The organism is Faecalibaculum rodentium, assembly GCF_001564455.1.
Classification (GTDB): Bacteria; Bacillota_I; Bacilli_A; order Erysipelotrichales; family Erysipelotrichaceae; genus Faecalibaculum; species Faecalibaculum rodentium.
In genome coordinates this window covers 2,127,772-2,143,208 of record NZ_CP011391.1, presented here as the reverse complement: position 1 = coordinate 2,143,208, position 15,437 = coordinate 2,127,772, and the positions used below count along the sequence as shown (strand labels likewise).

Below are 15,437 nucleotides of genomic sequence, written 5' to 3'. Positions count from 1 at the left end.
CCGGTTCAGATGGCTGCCGGTATGTGTGCCGGCATGGTCTCCTTTGCGTCGTATACCAGTCTTACCATCCGGGAAGCAGCCCGGCAACAACATTCTGTCAACAACGAAATCACAGGTGAACGAAATGTGACAACGATATTGGCTGCGGATCAGACCAGACGCACCATGCCACCGGCAGCAGTCTTTCGGTAACTGCCGGCCATGCCGCTGCACCTCACAAAAACGTGACAGATCACTGACCCCGAAAGTGACGGATGTATCACAAGCTGCCTCTGTCCTCCGGCATCCATTCACCCCGGACACCAGAAGAAAATGACGTCAAAACAGCCGTGATCCAGATGAACGGATAGCCTGCCGCAGCCCGGATGGAGCCCCGCCTGGCTGCCTGCATCGGCAGAAGACAAAAAAGCCCCGGCTGCCATCATCGGCACACCGGAGCCACATATCGGGTCATTTTTCAGAAACCGCAGACCCGTTCGGATCCTGCCCCATGACAGGGCGACGAAACAGCCCCGTGACAAGCAGCAGAATCGCCACTGGACAGATCAGGGACAGCAGCTGTCCGGACCAGGAGAGGATGGAATCCAGTCCCGTAACGGCCAGCAGAGCGCCGGCAGCCGCAAACAGCGCCAGCCAAAGGCGGTAGGGGATGGCCGGGAGCAGTTCGCAGAAATACTCGCTGCAGGAAGCCAGGAGCCCGGCACAGACGTTGCAGCATGCAAGCAGGAAAATGAGACCGCAAAGGACCTGACCCGCGGATCCCCACGTTTCCAGGGCCATGGCAGAGAGGATCTGTGCACCGTTTGACAGTGGCTGGAGGACGGTGCTGCGGCTCATGGCGGAGACCGCCAGCAGGGTATAGACCACAGCCAGGAGCACTCCGGCGGTCAGGCCCGCGAACAGCAGGGCCCGTTTCACGTTCTTGAGATGCGCCTGGCGGATATTGAGCAGGATCACCACACTGAAGCAGAACGCCGCGAGGATGTCCATCGTCTGGTAGCCTTCTTCCAGTCCCGTGAAAAAGGGCTGGTCCGCCCACTCTGCCGATGGCTGTGCCACGTTCCCCGGGTGGAGGAGAACCGGGACACAGAGCAGCAGGATGAGGATCAGCAGCGCCGGTCCCAGGAGCTTTCCAAGGATGTCCTTGAGTTTCCCGGGGTGCAGGGCCAGCAGGGATGCCAGCGCAAAAAAGACCACAGTATACAGAATCCGGGGCATCCATCCTGAGCCGATAAGCCAGGTCCACATCTCCAGGGAGGTCCCGGCGGTCCGTGGAATCGCGATGCACGGACCAATGAGCAGGTACACGAGAGTCAGGAACACCGGACCCAGGGGTTTCCAGAGGCGGCTGATCATGCGCGAGGCACTGCCATAGGGGGCAATGATGACGATCGCCGACACCGGCAGGACCACAGCAGTGATTACAAATCCCAGCAGCGCAGCGGGTGTCAGAGACCCGGCCTGTGCCGCCATATAAGGAGAGAAAATGAGGTTTCCGGCTCCGAAGAACATGGAAAACAGGGTGATACCCAGAAAAAGCGTCTGTCTGTTCATGCCATACATCCTATCATTTTGTCAAACCGGCTGTCCCTGCCGATGATTGCACTACGCGCTCTGTCACCATCGACAGGCGGGAGGTCACAGTCCCCATCAGCATTCCTTCCACCATCGGCACTCCCAAAACCCCCGGACCATGGCTTCCACTGCACAGCGCACGGAAACGGTTTACGGCGAAGATTTCGCTGAAAGGGCTGCCGCGAGGGTCTCCCGCTGATAAGATACAGCTGTGTACGTGCCTGCAGGTGAATCCCGAGTATGCCGGGCCGGTCTGCAGGCACAAAGGAGAAACAAGACACTATGGAAAAAATCAGACTGGGAATTTCTCTGTATCCCGAGCAGGAAAGCCGGGAAGACATTGAACGATACCTCAAGACAGCGTCGGAGCACGGCTTCACGAAGGTCTTCACCTCGCTGTTTTCCGTGGAAGGCACAAAAGAGGAACTGGTGCACTACTTCCGCGAACTGACGGACCTGGCGCACAAATACGGCATGGTGGTATCCGGGGACTGCAACGGGGAACTCTTCCGGCGCCTGGGTGCCAAAGCCGATGACCTGTCGGTATTCCAGGACATGGGACTGGATATCCTGCGGATGGACGGACCCTTCAAGGATGAACGGGATGTGATCCTGGTCAACAACAAAGACGGTCTGAAGATCGAATTCAATGCATCCATGAGCGACCTGACCAAAGGCATCATCGAGGCTGGCGGCAATCCGGACAATATCCTGACCTGCCACAACTTCTACCCCCAGCGCTACACCTGCCCGTCGCTGGAGGCAGTGGATGCCACGAATGATGCACTGAAAAAACAGGGCATTTCCACGGCGATGTTCCTGAGTTCCCAGGTGCCGGGCACACACGGTCCGTGGCCTGTATCCGATGGCCTGCCGACGGTGGAAGAACACCGGGATATTCCGGTGGAGTCCCAGCTCAAGCACATGATGGCGATGAACAACGTCACGGAGGCGATTTTCGGAAACGCCTTTGCATCAGATGAGGAATTCGGGGTGATTTCCGAGACCATGCAGCAGGCCTATCCCAAGATGGAGAGCCTGGATGCCGTGGATCCCTTCTTCGGGGACATCATCCGCGACTGGCTCCCGGATGGGCAGATCCGCCGGATCCCGCTGAAGCTGCACCTGGAACCGGGTCTGAGTCAGAACGAGAAAGACGCCGTATTCAACTTCAACTATCACGTGGATCTGGGGGACTGCCTGAACTACATGCTGCGCAGCCGTCTGGGGCGGATGCTGTACAAAGGCCGTGACTTCACGCCGCGCGTGTGTGAGCGCGAGAAGTTTGTCAAGGGCGACGTGGTGCTGGTGAATGACAACTGCAAACACTATGCCGGGGAAGTCCAGGTGGTGATGAAGGACATGAAAAACGATGGTCAGCGCAACCTGCTGGGGCACATTGATGAAAACGAGCTCATGATCCTGGATGAAATCGGAGCCGGGGACATCTACGGTTTCGTCGAGGTCTGAAGCCCGGACGCAAAAGACGCAGGTCCTGCATCATGGATTCGCAGGATTCAGAAAAGGCACGGAGAGACACAAGGCGCGGAGAGACACCGTGTCTTTTTATCATGATCCACGATCCAGGGGACATGGGGGCGCTGCATCCTGCTGGATCGGCGCTGGCCGGTGGGGGAGAGTCCGCCGCACAGAGGGACCGGCCAGCCAGATGTCCTATTGGTATATACCACTGAACAGAAGGACAGACGCGGCTCCCGGTGCCGGAGGCCCTGCGGCTTTCACCTTTCCTGTCTTCAGGCTGACAAGCCCGGCTGCAGCGGCCATCAGCCGCATTCCCGTGAAGACACTGACTGCCCGTGGCATGCCGATCCGGTCCGGCTGCCTGTCATCTGTGACCTGACTCCGGCCTGTTCGGCCGGTGTGTCCGGCAACAGGCCGGACCTGACTAGACTGCTGAACCATCAAGGAGAGAACCACATGCTTGACAAATTCACCAGCTGGATGGAAGAACATTTCGTCCCGGCAGCGGCGAAGATCGGCTCCAACAAATTCCTTGCAGCCATTCGTGACGCTTTCATCGCCATCATGCCGATCACCATGACCGGCGCCATCGCCACACTGTTCAATGTCTTCGTCCGCGACCTTCCGACCAGCTATCTGCCGGATCTGCACATTGCAGACTACTGCAGTGGCTGATCACCATCAACGGCAACGTATGGTGGGCCACCCTTGCCATGCTGTCCCTGGCATTCGTCTTCGCCCTGGGGTACCAGATCTCGAAGATGTACAGGACAGATACCCTCGCCGGCGGCCTGATTTCCCTGGCTTCCTTCATTGCCGTGACCCCGCAGGTGGCCACGCTCGCAGAAGCCGGTCCGGAGGGAGCCGACGCTGTGGGATGGGGATTCCTGAACTACAGCTACCTGGATGCCAGGGGCCTGTTCACCGCGCTGCTTGTGGGCCTGATTTCTTCCATTGTCTATGCGAAGCTGATGAACCGGAAGATCACCATCAAGATGCCGGATTCCGTGCCGCCCGCTGTCTCCAAGGCCTTTGCCTCCATTATCCCGGGTGTCATTGCAATCTACCTCTGCGGTGCCGCAGCCTGGATCGTGTCCGAACTCACCGGTGGCCTGGCGATTGGCGATGTGATCCTGAAGTACGTGCAGATGCCGTTCATGGGTCTTTCCCAGGGCCTGGGAGCCGTGCTGATCATTGTCCTGGCCGTCCAGCTGCTCTGGTTCTTCGGCCTGCACGGCACGAATGTCCTCGGTGCTGTCATTGACGGAACCTACCTGACGGCCCTGACCATGAACGATTCCCTCTTCCAGGCGGGCAAGCCCATGGAATACATCTGGACCCGTGCTTCCTTTGACTCCTATGTCTGGATGGGTGGCGCCGGCTGCTCCCTGGCGCTGGTCATTGCGGTGCTGGTTTTCTCGAAACGGGCCGATTCCAGGGCTGTGTGCAAAATGTCCGCACCAATGGCCGTGTTCAACATCAACGAGCCGGTGGTCTTCGGCATGCCCATTGTGCTGAACCCGATCTATTTCATTCCCTGGCTGCTGGTGCCCGCGGTACTGACAATCGTTGCCTATCTCGTGACAGCCGCGGGCTGGGTTCCCTATGCACACCTCGTGGTGCCCTGGGTCGTGCCGCCTGTGCTGTATGCCTTCCTGGCAACAGGCTAAAGCCTGGCAGCGGGCCTGCCGGCACTGGTGAACCTGGTGATTGCCGTGGCCATCTGGTCAGTCTTCGTCATCGTGGCCAACCGCTATGACCAGGGTGTGGAAGCCGACGAAGCAGAGGACACCGGTCTTTCGGACTTCGACCTGGACTGAGTCGCCAGAACAGTCCGCTTCTTTCGGGGAATGGACACTGTGCCATTCTCTTTTTTACACAGGTGCATGCCGGATTGTGCCGACAGAGGGAGACCGGACCGCAGGCTGCGCTTCATGACAGTCCCGGATCCCCGGTCACAAACAAACCCCTGCCGATGGTGACAGTCTGTCCAAACTGTCGTTTGGCCGGTGCGTGCCTTGCACTATAATCAAGTTGATACACAAACAGAAAGGAAGCCGCCATGACCAACAACAGAAACGGGCTGTTTCTGATTTCCACAGGATGCCTGTTCATTCTGCTCTCCTGCATGATGCCGCAGCCCATCTACCTGATTTTCAGCGGCCTGGCCCTGACCGGTATCGGTCTCTGGATGATCTGCCGCAGCCGCAGGCAGGCCGGCAGCCGGAAGGAGTCCCGGTGAAAGCCGCGCGCCACATCCGGTGTTCCCGGGAAAAATGGATGCCTTCATCCAGACTCTCGCAGACCAGGACGCCGGGCAGCCCGCCTGTGCCGGCCTGTGCTATGAAAAACAGCTGACGGGCATGAACGGACGGCCACAGAAAACCGCTGTCTCCATCGAGGCCCTGGAATCAGGTCACTACCGGGTGCGTTTTGACAGCAGCCGGGAGATCCTGACCATGGACTGGCGGTGGAAGGAAACCGCTCCCGGGCAGCTGGAACTGACGTACGAAGAAACCGGCGGCAATGAACAGGGCCTGTCGAAGTGGAACCAGAAACTCGCCGGCCTGCTCTTCGGCCTGAGTGCGAAGAAACAGCTGAACATGCGGCTCGACCTGTTTGAAAAACAACTGGAGGACTATTAATGGCAAGACTAGGCATTTCGGTTTACCCCGAACACGATTCCATGGAGAACATCAAAAAGTACATCGATCTGGCAGCAGATCATGGCTTCAAACGGATCTTCTCCTGTCTGCTTTCCGTGACAGACAAATCCGGCGACGAAATCAGGGAGGAGTTCCGGGAACTCAATGACTATGCCCACGAAAAGGGCATGGAAGTGATCTACGACGTCGCACCGGCGGTCCTGAAGCACATCGGCGTGGAATGGAACGACCTGTCGTTCTTCAAGGACATGCATGCCGACGGTATCCGCCTGGACGAAGGCTTTGACGGGATGAAGGAATCCCTCATGACCTGCAACCCCGAGGGGCTGAAAATCGAAGTCAACGCCAGCTTCGGCAACGGCTACATCGACAACATCTGCTCCCACCACCCCGACCGGTCAAAGCTCACGACCTGCCACAACTTCTATCCCCAGCGCTATTCCGGACTCTCCCTGAAGCATTTCCGCAAATGCAATGAGGACATCAAGAAGAACAACCTGCCGATCGCTGCGTTCATCGGCTCCTCCCGTCCGGGCACCTTCGGTCCCTGGCCGGTGTCCGAGGGCCTCTGCACGCTGGAAGACCACCGGGATCTCCCCCTGGACGCCCAGGCAAGGCTGCTGATTGCCGAAGGCAACGTGGACGACATCCTGATTGCCAACTGCTACGCCACACCGGAGGAATTTGACGAACTGTGCAAGCTCCAGCCCGGGGTGCTCAACCTCAAGCCTGTGCTCGAACGGCCGCTGCAGGAAGGCGAACGCAAGGTGCTCTTCGAACACCAGCACTATGTGCGCGGCGACATGAGCGAGTATAGCGCCCGCAGCACTTTCCCCCGCGTCACCTATGCTGATGAAAGCATCAAGCCCCAGACTTGCCGGGACATGAAGCGCCGCGATATCGTGATCCTGAACGACGGCTACGGCCGCTACAAAGGCGAACTGCATATTGTCCTGAAGGATATGCCGGCCGATCCGCGGAAAAACGTGATCGGGCACATTCCGGAAGGCGAGCACGAGCTGCTCAATGCACTTCAGCCCTGGCGTCCGTTTGTCGTGATCCAGTAAGGAGGCGGGTGACTGCGTGTCACAGCCTAAATACATCCAGGTCATGGACTTTCTCCGGGAAGACATCGCCGGAAGAGATCCCCACACACCGATCCTGAGCGAGCGGGAGATCTCCCAGCGTCTGGATATCAGCCGGATGACGGTCCGGAAAGCCATCGAACAACTCTGCCGCCAGGGGGTTCTCTACCGCGGCGGCAACCGCGGAACCTTCGTGGCCCGGCGCCCTGCTTCTGTCACGGTCTCCGAATCAACCCCGAGACAGGAGCGTCAGCGGGTGCTGTTTCTGGATTCTGTCTATGAATCCGCGAATGTCCGCGATGTCCAGAAGGCCTTCGGGCTGGAGGACCATCAGCGGCTCTTCCGCATGGTGCGGCTGATCCTGGATGACGACCTGCCCCTGCGAGTGGAGGAAATCTATGCCCTGCCGGAGGTGGCCATGGACAAGGGACTCAATGAACTGGAGACCATGTTCCAGCTCGATGCCTGCCGCAACGCCGCCAGTGTGACCTGGGAACTGCGGCCGGCCGTGATTCCGCCGAAGTACAGCCGCCTGCTGAATGTCAGGCAGGGGACCGCGGTGATCTGCCGGCGTGAGGAAATCCGCATGGGAAACGGACCGCTGTATCTCTGCGTCCATACCTGGCTGCATCCAGAGAATGCCCGGATCACCGGCAGCTCTCAGCCCCAGGGGGCTGCAACTCATACCTGAACACAACCACTGAATCCACCTGCCCCCGGATTGCAGGGTCATCCTGCCACTCCGGGGCTTTTCGTTATTCTGTCTTCGCTTCCATCGGATATCTGCCAACGGAGGACGCAGGCATTGAGCAGTCATTGATCGGCCGCAGAAGGACGCTGGCACGAACCACGGTTGACGCCAGCAACCGCGGGGAATAGAATGAGGACATATAAGTAACTAGTTACGTATATAGGGGCTGATGAGGAGTCATCTGCAGAAGCCGGACAGGGGCTCATTGGCAGGAAAGGAGAGTGCATGACGCACGAAGAACTCATACAGCGGTTTTCCCACACTCCCGTCCGACAGGGGCGGGCTGTCTTCAGCATGCTGTTCATTCTCACCAACAGACTCCAGACGCTTTTTGACAGCCGGATCCCGGATGTGACCCTCAAACAGTTCATGCTGCTGTCGATCCTGCATCAGGCCGGAACACCGCAGACGCTGACGGAACTGGGAGTACTTCTGGGCTGCTCCCGGCAGAATGTGAAAAAACTCGCAGACATTTTGCAACGGAAGGGATTTGTGGCGGTGATACCACACCCCCGGGATCCCAGAGCGGTGGCGCTGGAGACCACAGAGCGGACAGACCGGTTTTTTGGGGAAGATTTCCGGAAATACCAGGAAGAGCTCCAGGCGCTGTTCTCAGTGTATACAGCTGACGAACTGGCCACACTGTTCAGGCTGCTGTCCCGGATGTTTGAAGGAATCGACTGCCTGGCTGCACAGGGTCGTGGGGAAACGGCGAAAGGAGAATCTGAGGTATGAGAACTGTTGTGGTGTATCACTCACAGACGGGATTCACCCGGCGGTATGCCGAATGGATCGCAGATGCAGCAGGAGGTGACTGCTTCACGCTGCAGGAGGCCCGGAAACGGGATCTGTCCGGATATGATGCCATTGTGTACGGCGGATGGGCCTGTGCCGGGCAGATCAGCAAGATCGGCTGGTTTGAGGAACAGATCCCGGCATGGAACGGAAAGCGGCTGGCTGCATTCTGCGTCGGCGCCAGTCCCGCGGATGATCCGGAAGGCCAGGTGTTTCTGGACAAAACGGTGCAGGATCTGGCGGCGGCCAACGTACAGGTGTTCTACTGCCCTGGAGGATTGAACTATGAAGCCATGTCTTTGCGGTACAGGCTCATGATGAAGGCGTTTCTTGCGGGACTGCGGGCAAAGAAGGACCGGACACCGCAGGAGGAAGTCATGGCTGCCATGCTCGGGTCTTCCTATGACATCTCCGACCGGCGATACATTGAGCCGGTCCTGGCGTTTCTGTCAGAGACGCAAAAAGACCAGGAGGAAGACTGCTGACAGGCCCGCACCTGTATCATCGGCATCAGCCGGATGGACAGGTTTGCGGGGCATGGGGAGAACCTGCTTCTTTTCGGTATAATGACCCTGGATGGCTGCAGAGATTCCTGCCTGCAGCAGCGGACTCCATATTGACGGAGCGGGAGGACACAGAGACATGACAGAAAGCATCCAGGTGCTCATTGCACAGAATCTCGGTGTGGATGAATCACGGGTCACGGAAGGCGCCAGACTCCGGGAGGATCTCGGGATGGATGAGATCTCGTCCGTGGAACTGGCCATGGCGCTGGATGAGCTGACGGGCACAGAGACGACCGAAGAGGACATGAGCGAACTGATCACGGTTCAGGATATCATCCAGTACCTGCAGCGGGCGGGATGAATCCCCTGTCAGCCAGGGACCGAATGGCCCGAGGATTGCCCGGATATGAAAAAACAGGCACTTTGTTCAGGAGTGCCTGTTTTCTGCTGCACCCGGCATGCAGGAACCGGCTTGCCATGCGGGTGGCAGCCGGACACTGCCATTCCATGAGCCGGCGGGTCTGTCAGTGCCTGTTTCTTCGATGCACTCGACTCCGTGTCCGCGTATCCTCCCGGACAGACTGCATGCAGCGTGTATCCAGCATACCGCAGTCCCGGACGGATTCCAGGGACTCGCTCATGGCCTGGAAACTCACCTGCATCCCCTGGCTGTCTGCCAGGTACTCCACCGCATGGTCTTTGCGGATCCCCATGGTTTCGGCAGTGGCTTCTGCGTCGAAATTGGCCCCGAGAAACAGAAATTCCCAGCCATATGCAGTCTGCTCCCGTTCGATCATGGACCGGATCTGTGGCAGCGTATACCGTTTGCTGGCGTTTTCCAGGCCGTCGGTCATGATCGCGAACACGACATGATCTGCCCGGCCCTTCGGAGCTGTCTGTTTCTGGATCTCCGCGATCCTGCGGATTGTTCTCCCCACGGCATCGTACAGTGCCGTGCAGCCGCCCGCTTCAAAGTCCCGGTCTGTCATAGGTCTCATATCCTGGATGTCGATGCTCTCATGCAGCGGTCTGCATCCGGTATCAAACAGCATGGTGGTGACCCGGCAGCGTCCGGGCTTTTTTTGCTGCTTTTCGAGCATGGCATTGAAGCCGCCAATGACATCGGATTCCATCCCTGCCATAGACCCGCTGCAATCCAGGATGAACACGAGTTCTGTCGCTCCCGGTTTCTGCTTCTGACGCCGGTGTGTCTCTTCTATGTGTCTGACTGTCATCTCTGTGACCTCCTCTGTGCCTTTGAGGATACAGGAAGACGGAAAGCCGATGGTCGCCTGTCAGACGACATCGTACAGAAGAGCAAACATCCCGTGATACAGGGAGAAACCCGGATGCCTGTTCTTCCTTGAGACAGAAAATAGCAGACTGCCTGAATCGTCAGCTTCCGCCCAGGAGCGGGAGGTCGTAGTGGAAGAGCACTTCGTTGATTTCATCGATGTCCCGCGGACCGTGTTCCAGAAAGTATTCCATCACCACATCGAATTTGTCCGCCGGCGACAGGGCATAGCCTGCCCGTTCCAGCAGTGCTTCAGTTTCCTTCAGCGTCAGCTCCAGTGCCACGGCCAGCGCCAGAATGGTTCGTTTCCCGGGATGGTAGCCTTTGCCGCTGCGGATCTTCGAGAACAGCCGCCTGTCCAGATTGGCTTTCCGGTAGACCTGCACATCGCTCATGCCCCTGCGGTCGATGAGCTTCAGCAGATATACGTCAAAGGGTTCGTCGAGTTTCCCGAACATCGTGGAGAAGTCGGGATGGAACGGGGAGGCGGGGGCTGCAGATGGCTGGAGCCGGACACTGTCCTGTAGCGGCTCCATGGCAATTGTGTCTGACAGACGGCGGATTGTCTGACTCTCGGGCAGATGTTCCTGCAGCCAGTCGTCCACGGCGGACAGGGTCCCTGGTGGAATCTGCACATCGCTGCGGTTGAAGATCACCAGCTTCACATCCATGTCATGGATTTCCAGAAAGCCCCGGATGGCGCACGTGGCGACTTCCAGGGCGTCCCGCCTGGGATAGCCGTAAATGCCACTGGAAATCAGGGGAAAGGCAATGGAATGGCACCCATGTTCAAAAGCCAGCTTGAGGGAGGACCGGTAGGCCGATGCGAGCAGCCGTTCGCTTTCATCCGGAGACTGCCGGCTGTAGACCGGTCCGGCGGTGTGGATGACAAATCGCGCGGGAAGCGCGAATCCCGGGGTGATGACGGCTTCCCCGGTGTGAATGGGGGCCAGTTTGTCGCAGGCAGCCTGGAGTTTGCGGGAACCGGCGGCCATGAAGATGGCCCCGCAGACACCCCCGCCCATCTGCAGCTGGGGATTCGCGGCATTGACGATGGCATCGGTCTGGATGCGGGTGATGTCGCCCTGAATGATTTCAAATGGCATAAGGAGGCTCCTTTCTGTGGGGTGGGGGAAGGAAAAACAGGAGCATACAGAAAAGGCTGTGGTTTGTATCTATTTTAGAGCGGATGACAGAATAGGGGAAAACAAAAGGCAAACCATGAAACATGATTTGCCAGTTTGGGAACCTGGTCCCCCCCTTCGTTGACAGAGCTATATCATGAGTTAAGGAAGGATGCAAGGGAGACGTAATTCCTGTGAATTGTGGAGTCTTTGCCTGTGACCATTAAATACGCTGGAGTACAGCAGTGATACTCATGACAGTCTGTTGATTCTGTCGTGAATCAAGTGCTTGAACTTTTGCTGCCATGTCTCAGGCAGCTCAGACTGATCGATCAGAGAAAAAAACCGATGTTCCTGCCGACACAGATTCTGAATGATTCTCAAAGCAGTGGGACGGGGTAATCCCATGTTGTCTGCCAAATAGAGAAAATCGTTTTTTCTTTGATTCTTTTTCTTTCCATGCAGTGTCAGGGCCGTCATTTCGGTATCTTCTGGCAAAACCAGATTTACTGGAAGAAGATCGTACGCGGGGGCCAGGGAATAGAGGCGGCTTCCGGGCCGATTCTCTATCAGAGAAAAATTCTTCAGGTGCATATCTGAATTTCCGGTTATGAAGCAGAAAACGAGGAGCTGGAAGAACCTGCTCTTATCCAGTACAGGGAAATGTGAGAATTTCTCAATAACTTTGGCAGCCTGCTCATACGATCCTTTGTATTTATCTGCCGAGATTCTGTTTGATAATTGTGCAAAGTCTTCCATAGCCCGGAGCCGGAAAGAATCCTTCTCATCCAATTCACGATCCTCACGGCGTGTAATGCAGGCAAGGCCGTTGTTCAACGGAATCAACCCATGCTTTACTGTCTGGATGCCGACAGCCTGGGCCATGGACATTGTCAGGTGTTCCAGCTCTGTTATGTACGGATACCTGGATTCGGATGGTTTCAGAATGTAGTCATTGGGATGATTTACAATAGTCAGCTTCGGAACAGACTCTTTGCTCAGATGCAGAGAGAGCTTTTTCTGCACACCTGGGACAGCTGCTCCACCATTGACTGCGTGCATTGCCAGATCCTCCAGAGTCCTGTTGCTGATGTCCAGTACAGGTAATGTATCTGTTCCAAAGAACGACCGAATACATTTTGTATGCCATCGCTGCTGAAACTCTTCCGGAATCTCATGATTCAGAGGCTTTCCGCAGTACAGGCAGTTCATACAGAGCTTCTTTCTATCCTTACATCACCAATGCTGTCTTTGCAGACAGTCAGCAGAAGCCCGAATCTGTCTTCATGGTTGAGTTTCCGGTTTTTCATTGCGATATCCAGCAGCCAGCCTTCGGGAATGAGTCCATCGAAAAAGGGAAGAGTGTCTGTGACTGGTAAGGTCCGGACTGCAAAGGAAGAGTCAAACTGGCGGGAACCGGGTGATTGTTCAGATATTCAGGGAGGTACTGAAACTGGTACCCTTCATCCGTTTCCAGAATTTTTCCGCCTTTCCTGTTTTGGATCTATACATCACCACTCCTGAGTATGGTTGCCATGTCGTTCCTCCTGCAGATCACCCACAACGGCCTGTTTGTTGAACATGGCCAGAGCCTGGTTCACTTTATCCAGTCGCACTGTCGGTTTGCCTTGTTCAAGATCACGGACAAACCGCAGTCCCAGACCTGAGTACAGCGCAAACTGCTCCTGTGTGAGACCCGCAGCGCGTCTTTCCTTTTTCAGCCACTGTCCGATAGGGTTATCGTAATTCATATTCTGATTATAACATATCGGGTATAAATAGAGTTTTGACTCATTGATTTGCTCGGTTTTATATCACTCCGGGTATATTTCCTGTCCTGTTCACTATTCGCCTTTTCGACGGCTGCCAGAATCAAAAAGCACCGGTCTGCCTGCATCCGGTGCTTTTCCATATATCTGTATCTGTTCTCCGGCCTACAGGTGCAGGACGCGGTCCTTGATCTCCTGGGTGCGCCCCTGATTCCAGAACTGCGTGCCTATGTAGCCACAGGTGCGCCGGGCCACATTCATGGTCTCCTGGTTGTGGTTGTGGCAGTTCGGACATTCCCAGATCAGCTTGTGGTTTTCATCCTCCACGATCTGGATTTCGCCGGTATAGCCGCACTCCTGACAATAGTCGCTCTTGGTGTTCAGCTCCGCATACATGATGGAGTCATAAATGTGAGTGAGCAGGGCCATGACAGCAGGAATGTTGTTCTCCATGTTGGGCACTTCCACATAGGAAATCGCACCACCCGGAGACAGCCGCTGGAACTGCGATTCGAAGGTCAGCTTGTCGAAGGCGTTGATTTCTTCCTTCACATTCACGTGATAGCTGTTTGTGATGTAGCTGGCATCCGTGACGCCCGGGATGATGCCGAAGCGTTCCTGCAGCTTTTTGGCAAACTTGTACGTCGTGGACTCCATGGGCGTGCCGTACAGGGAGAAGTCGATGTTGGTTTCAGCGCGCCACTTTGCACAGGCATCGTTGAGGTGCTGCATGACCTCCAGGCCGAACTTCGTGCCTTCAGGCTTTGTGTGATCCACACCGGTCATCCGGCGCACACATTCGCACAGACCGGCGTAGCCCAGGGAAATGGTGGAATACCCGCCATACAGCAGCTTGTCGATGGTCTCCCCCTTCTTCAGCCGCGCCAGCGCGCCGTCCTGCCACAGAATGGGAGCCACGTCGCTCGGGGTCCCCTTCAGCCGGTTGTGCCGGATCATCAGTGCCTTGTAGCACAGCTCCAGCCGTTCGTCGAGGATGTTCCAGAATGCCTCCATGTCGCCATTGGAGGAGCAGGCAGCATCCACCAGGTTGATGGTCACCACACCCTGGTTGAACCGGCCGTAGTACTTCGGTTTGCCGGAGGGTGTGACATAGGGAGTCAGGAAGGAACGGCAGCCCATGCAGGGATAGCAGTGGCCGTCACCGTTTTTGTCGATCTTCAGGTTCAGCATGCTCTTTTCCGAGATGTAGTCCGGCACCATGCGGTGGGCTGTGCAGCGGGCTGCCAGCTCCGTCAGGTAGTAGTATTCGGATCCCGGGGTGATGTTGTCGGGCTGCAGCACATAGATCAGCTTGGGGAATGCCGGCGTAATGTATACGCCCTTTTCGTTTTTCACGCCCTGGATGCGCTGCTTCAGCATTTCTTCGATGATCATCGCCAGGTCTTTGCGGGTCCGGGGGTCCTCGACTTCATTCAGGTACATGAACACCGTGACAAAGGGAGCCTGGCCGTTGGTGGTCATGAGCGTGATGACCTGATACTGAATGGTCTGCACGCCCTTTTCGATTTCGCGGCGCACCCGCATTTCGGCCATGTCATTGACCTGTTCTTCGGTGAAGGACATGCCGGAGTTTTCCAGTTCCTCGCGGACTTCCCGGCGGGCCTTGTCCCGGCTCACCTGCACGAAGGGTGCCAGGTGGGACAGGGTGATGGACTGGCCGCCGTACTGGGAGCTGGCCACCTGGGCAATGATCTGCGTGGCCACGTTGCAGGCAGTGGAGAAGCTGTGGGGTTTCTCAATCATGGTCTCGGAAATGACAGTGCCGTTCTGCAGCATGTCTTCCAGATCCACCAGGCAGCAGTTGTGCATGTGCTGGGCAAAATAGTCGGAATCGTGAAAGTGGATGATGCCCTGTTCGTGGGCTTCCATGACATCCTGGGGAAGCAGGAAGCGGCGGGTGATGTCCTTGGACACCTCGCCGGCCATATAGTCACGCTGCACGCTGTTGACCAGGGGATTCTTGTTGGAGTTTTCCTGCTTCACTTCCTCGTTGTTGCGCTCCAGCAGGCTCATGATCTGCTGGTCCGTGGAGTTGGCCTTGCGCACCAGCGCCCGCTCATACCGGTAGGTGATGTAGTTTTTCGCAACAGAAAAATACCCGTGGGACATGATTTCCCTTTCCACCAGGTCCTGGATTTCCTCCACGCTGCTGGCCCGTTTCAGCGAAACACAGGTTTCTTCGACTGCCCGGGAAATGGCAAGGATCTCCTGGTCGCTCATCTGTTCCTGAGGCGTGGCTGCGTTGGCCTTGCGGATAGCGTTTACAATTTTGTCTATATCGAACTGGACTTCTTCGCCGCTGCGTTTGATGACGTTCATGGTCTGAAATTCCTCCTGCTTTCGTATGTATGGAGGAGAAATGGTTGAAG

Annotated in this window: 17 protein-coding genes and 1 pseudogene; 11 read left to right on the top strand and 7 right to left on the bottom strand. The window is 56.7% G+C overall.

What is annotated here, in order from left to right; all coding sequences use genetic code 11:
• Positions 1–450: 450 nt before the first annotated feature.
• On the bottom strand, positions 451–1,554 hold the full coding sequence (gene brnQ / locus aalo17_RS10460; RefSeq protein ID WP_158507788.1) for a branched-chain amino acid transport system II carrier protein: 1,104 nt from the start codon (positions 1,552–1,554) through the stop codon (positions 451–453).
• Positions 1,555–1,857: 303 nt separating this feature from the next.
• Between brnQ and aalo17_RS10455 the strand changes: the two genes are divergently transcribed.
• The 11 genes from aalo17_RS10455 (at position 1,858) to aalo17_RS10410 (ending at position 9,221) form a co-directional block, all read left to right on the top strand.
• Entirely contained in the window at positions 1,858–3,045 is a 1,188-nt protein-coding gene (locus tag aalo17_RS10455) for a MupG family TIM beta-alpha barrel fold protein (RefSeq protein ID WP_067559221.1), read from the top strand.
• 468 nt (positions 3,046–3,513) lie between these two features.
• Complete coding sequence (locus tag aalo17_RS13105; RefSeq protein ID WP_236940473.1) at positions 3,514–3,732, top strand: hypothetical protein; 219 nt, start codon at positions 3,514–3,516, stop codon at positions 3,730–3,732.
• Positions 3,733–3,770: 38 nt separating this feature from the next.
• Positions 3,771–4,727: a PTS sugar transporter subunit IIC gene (locus aalo17_RS10445; protein WP_236940472.1), complete on the top strand. Its 957-nt coding sequence runs from the start codon at positions 3,771–3,773 to the stop codon at positions 4,725–4,727.
• Positions 4,728–4,754: 27 nt separating this feature from the next.
• Positions 4,755–4,877, top strand: coding sequence for a hypothetical protein (locus aalo17_RS13205; protein WP_257721846.1), 123 nt, complete (start codon positions 4,755–4,757; stop codon positions 4,875–4,877).
• A 242-nt stretch (positions 4,878–5,119) separates the two neighbouring features.
• On the top strand, positions 5,120–5,299 hold the full coding sequence (locus aalo17_RS10440; RefSeq protein ID WP_067559210.1) for a hypothetical protein: 180 nt from the start codon (positions 5,120–5,122) through the stop codon (positions 5,297–5,299).
• 34 nt (positions 5,300–5,333) lie between these two features.
• Complete coding sequence (locus aalo17_RS10435; RefSeq protein ID WP_145907664.1) at positions 5,334–5,702, top strand: DUF3284 domain-containing protein; 369 nt, start codon at positions 5,334–5,336, stop codon at positions 5,700–5,702.
• Positions 5,702–6,790, top strand: coding sequence for a DUF871 domain-containing protein (locus aalo17_RS10430; protein WP_067559203.1), 1,089 nt, complete (start codon positions 5,702–5,704; stop codon positions 6,788–6,790). Before aalo17_RS10435 ends, aalo17_RS10430 begins: the two co-directional genes overlap by 1 nt.
• Positions 6,791–6,806: 16 nt before the next feature.
• On the top strand, positions 6,807–7,499 hold the full coding sequence (locus tag aalo17_RS10425) for a GntR family transcriptional regulator (protein WP_067559199.1): 693 nt from the start codon (positions 6,807–6,809) through the stop codon (positions 7,497–7,499).
• Between the two features lie 285 nt (positions 7,500–7,784).
• Positions 7,785–8,294, top strand: coding sequence for a MarR family winged helix-turn-helix transcriptional regulator (locus aalo17_RS10420; protein ID WP_067559197.1), 510 nt, complete (start codon positions 7,785–7,787; stop codon positions 8,292–8,294).
• Positions 8,291–8,839, top strand: a complete 549-nt coding sequence (locus aalo17_RS10415) for a flavodoxin domain-containing protein (protein ID WP_067559195.1) — start codon at positions 8,291–8,293, stop codon at positions 8,837–8,839. Before aalo17_RS10420 ends, aalo17_RS10415 begins: the two co-directional genes overlap by 4 nt.
• 157 nt (positions 8,840–8,996) lie before the next feature.
• Complete coding sequence (locus aalo17_RS10410; RefSeq protein ID WP_075884467.1) at positions 8,997–9,221, top strand: phosphopantetheine-binding protein; 225 nt, start codon at positions 8,997–8,999, stop codon at positions 9,219–9,221.
• A 163-nt stretch (positions 9,222–9,384) separates the two neighbouring features.
• Here the strand turns inward: aalo17_RS10410 and aalo17_RS10405 are convergent, their stop codons facing one another.
• From aalo17_RS10405 to nrdD, 6 genes and pseudogenes are all read right to left on the bottom strand, one after another.
• Positions 9,385–10,095, bottom strand: coding sequence for a vWA domain-containing protein (locus tag aalo17_RS10405; RefSeq protein WP_067559189.1), 711 nt, complete (start codon positions 10,093–10,095; stop codon positions 9,385–9,387).
• 160 nt (positions 10,096–10,255) lie between these two features.
• Positions 10,256–11,260 (bottom strand): macro domain-containing protein, encoded by a 1,005-nt coding sequence (locus aalo17_RS10400; RefSeq protein ID WP_067559186.1) that lies wholly within the window; start codon positions 11,258–11,260, stop codon positions 10,256–10,258.
• A gap of 270 nt (positions 11,261–11,530) precedes the next feature.
• Positions 11,531–12,340 (bottom strand): HipA domain-containing protein, encoded by an 810-nt coding sequence (locus tag aalo17_RS10395; RefSeq protein ID WP_067559182.1) that lies wholly within the window; start codon positions 12,338–12,340, stop codon positions 11,531–11,533.
• A gap of 146 nt (positions 12,341–12,486) precedes the next feature.
• Positions 12,487–12,782 (bottom strand): annotated as a pseudogene (locus tag aalo17_RS13100) (HipA N-terminal domain-containing protein).
• Between the two features lie 7 nt (positions 12,783–12,789).
• Positions 12,790–13,029, bottom strand: a complete 240-nt coding sequence (locus aalo17_RS10385; RefSeq protein ID WP_067559176.1) for a helix-turn-helix transcriptional regulator — start codon at positions 13,027–13,029, stop codon at positions 12,790–12,792.
• 183 nt (positions 13,030–13,212) lie between these two features.
• Complete coding sequence (gene nrdD / locus aalo17_RS10380; protein ID WP_067559173.1) at positions 13,213–15,387, bottom strand: anaerobic ribonucleoside-triphosphate reductase; 2,175 nt, start codon at positions 15,385–15,387, stop codon at positions 13,213–13,215.
• Between the last annotated feature and the right edge of the window lie 50 nt (positions 15,388–15,437).

Excerpts from the sequence above, each read along its gene's own strand:
- brnQ (WP_158507788.1), bottom strand. The coding sequence starts at position 1,554 with ATGAACAGACAGACGCTTTTTCTGGGTATCACCCTGTTTTCCATGTTC.
- aalo17_RS10455 (WP_067559221.1), top strand. The coding sequence starts at position 1,858 with ATGGAAAAAATCAGACTGGGAATTTCTCTGTATCCCGAGCAGGAAAGC.
- aalo17_RS13105 (WP_236940473.1), top strand. The coding sequence starts at position 3,514 with ATGCTTGACAAATTCACCAGCTGGATGGAAGAACATTTCGTCCCGGCA.
- aalo17_RS10445 (WP_236940472.1), top strand. The coding sequence starts at position 3,771 with ATGCTGTCCCTGGCATTCGTCTTCGCCCTGGGGTACCAGATCTCGAAG.
- aalo17_RS10440 (WP_067559210.1), top strand. The coding sequence starts at position 5,120 with ATGACCAACAACAGAAACGGGCTGTTTCTGATTTCCACAGGATGCCTG.
- aalo17_RS10435 (WP_145907664.1), top strand. The coding sequence starts at position 5,334 with ATGGATGCCTTCATCCAGACTCTCGCAGACCAGGACGCCGGGCAGCCC.
- aalo17_RS10430 (WP_067559203.1), top strand. The coding sequence starts at position 5,702 with ATGGCAAGACTAGGCATTTCGGTTTACCCCGAACACGATTCCATGGAG.
- aalo17_RS10420 (WP_067559197.1), top strand. The coding sequence starts at position 7,785 with ATGACGCACGAAGAACTCATACAGCGGTTTTCCCACACTCCCGTCCGA.
- aalo17_RS10415 (WP_067559195.1), top strand. The coding sequence starts at position 8,291 with ATGAGAACTGTTGTGGTGTATCACTCACAGACGGGATTCACCCGGCGG.
- aalo17_RS10410 (WP_075884467.1), top strand. The coding sequence starts at position 8,997 with ATGACAGAAAGCATCCAGGTGCTCATTGCACAGAATCTCGGTGTGGAT.
- aalo17_RS10405 (WP_067559189.1), bottom strand. The coding sequence starts at position 10,095 with ATGACAGTCAGACACATAGAAGAGACACACCGGCGTCAGAAGCAGAAA.
- aalo17_RS10400 (WP_067559186.1), bottom strand. The coding sequence starts at position 11,260 with ATGCCATTTGAAATCATTCAGGGCGACATCACCCGCATCCAGACCGAT.
- aalo17_RS10395 (WP_067559182.1), bottom strand. The coding sequence starts at position 12,340 with ATGCACGCAGTCAATGGTGGAGCAGCTGTCCCAGGTGTGCAGAAAAAG.
- aalo17_RS10385 (WP_067559176.1), bottom strand. The coding sequence starts at position 13,029 with ATGAATTACGATAACCCTATCGGACAGTGGCTGAAAAAGGAAAGACGC.
- nrdD (WP_067559173.1), bottom strand. The coding sequence starts at position 15,387 with ATGAACGTCATCAAACGCAGCGGCGAAGAAGTCCAGTTCGATATAGAC.